Source organism: Nitrospirae bacterium YQR-1, assembly GCA_039908095.1.
In the GTDB taxonomy this organism is placed as follows: domain Bacteria; phylum Nitrospirota; class Thermodesulfovibrionia; order Thermodesulfovibrionales; family Magnetobacteriaceae; genus Magnetomonas.
The window spans coordinates 1-1,853 of record JAMOBJ010000068.1 but is presented as its reverse complement, the minus strand read 5'-3'; the positions used below and the strand labels follow the sequence as shown (position 1 = coordinate 1,853).

Sequence of the window (1,853 nt, the reverse complement as noted above, 5' to 3'; positions counted from 1 at the left end):
AGGCCATGAAAGAGGCTTCCTCACCTTCGATACAATCCTCAATAACGAGTTTATCACCAGCTGTGCCGAAGACCCTGATAGATTTATCCCATATATTATCTTTTGGTATAAAAGATTTAAAAATACGAAAAGAAATAGAACACGAACGGGAAAGATTTTTTAATGAAAGTCATGAGTTAATATGTATCGCTTCACCTGACGGATATTTTAAAAAAATAAATCCGATATTTGAAAAGATACTCGGATATACGAAAGATGAGTTACTAACAAGGCAAATATTTAGTTTTATACACCCGGATGATATTGAAAATACAATACAGGAGATACAAAAGCAGGTAGAGGGGGTTACTACAAAGGATTTTATAAATCGTTATATTTGCAAAGATGGTTCACTTAGGATAATCTCCTGGTTGGCAGGGCCGGTACTTGAGGGAGGTATGATATATGCAGTTGGGAGAGATGTCACAGAACAGATGCAAATAGAGAATGAATTAAAGATAAGTGAAGAACGCTATAAGAATATGTTCAACGATACAAAGGCAATAATGCTTCTGGTAGATCCTATTTCTTTTTTTATTGTTGATGCAAACGATGCCGCATGTGCATTTTATGGATATGAGAGAGAAGAAATTACTCAGAAGAAAATTACAGATATCAACATTTCCCAACGTGATGTGATAATTTCATCCATGGCAAAGGCTAAATCTAAAGTTCAAAACTTATTTTTGTTTAAGCACAGGTTGTCAAATGGTGATATACGTGATGTAGAGGTATTAAGTAGCCCTATACAGATGAAAGATAAAGTTCTCCTATTTTCTATAATTCAGGATATTACTGAAAAAATGAAATTAGAAGAAGAAATAAGGACAATAAACCAAAACCTTCAAAAGAGAGTGGAAGAAGAGGTAGCCAAAAACCTTGCAAAAGACAGGCTGATGTTAGAGCAATCCAAGCAGGTATCCATGGGTGAATTACTTGTGAATATATCCCATCATTGGAGACAACCATTATGTGCAGTAGGAGTTTCAATCCAGGACATAAAAGACGCATATCAGCACGGTGAGTTAAATGAAACATATATAACCCAAAATGTTGAAAATGCTATGGATGAACTTCAAAAACTATCAGAAACAATAGATAATTTCAGAAGTTTTTACATTAAGAGTAAAGATATGACAGAATTTACCATAGCCAATGAGATAAACAAAGCCGAATCACTTCTATCGGGTTACATCAAAGATAAGTGTATTGTTATAGATAAAGACCTGGACGAGAGTTTAGTGATCCAAGGTTATCCGAACGAGTTTGCACATGTAATTTTAAATATTCTCACAAATGCCAAGGATAAGTTTGTAGAAAAGAGCATAACGGGTGGGATTATCAAACTAAGATTAAATAAGGATATTACCGGCAAAATAATTATATCCATCTCAGACAATGGTGGTGAAATTCCTGAACATATAATGTCCCGGTTATTTCAACCTTATTTTACAACAAAAGATAAATCACAAGGAACCGGCATGGGGTTGTATATGGCAAAAGTTATCATAGAGAAAAATATGAAAGGCACCATCACCGTCAGAAACAATGATGGATGGTGCGAGTTCAGGATTGAGATATGACAACGAATAATGAATTACTAAAAACATTAACAGTTCTGTACGTAGAGGATGAGGCATCAATAAGAGCAATGGTATCACGTTTTCTAAAAAGGAGGGTTGCTGTCGTTTATGAGGCTTCTAATGGTAGAGAGGGTTTGGATATCTACACGTCAAACAAAACGGAAATAGATATAGTGATAACCGATATCCAGATGCCGGTTATGGATGGGATGACAATGATAGAAGAGATAT

Annotated in this window: 2 protein-coding genes; both read left to right on the top strand. The window is 35.0% G+C overall.

Annotated elements, in window-relative coordinates; translation table 11 throughout:
* Positions 1–1,622, top strand: a 1,622-nt coding sequence (locus H7844_15865; protein MEO5358756.1) for a PAS domain-containing sensor histidine kinase, incomplete at its 5' end; no start/stop codon positions are given.
* Positions 1,619–1,853 (top strand): response regulator (locus H7844_15860; GenBank protein MEO5358755.1); only part of this gene is annotated, 235 nt, incomplete at its 3' end. The genes H7844_15865 and H7844_15860, both read left to right, overlap by 4 nt.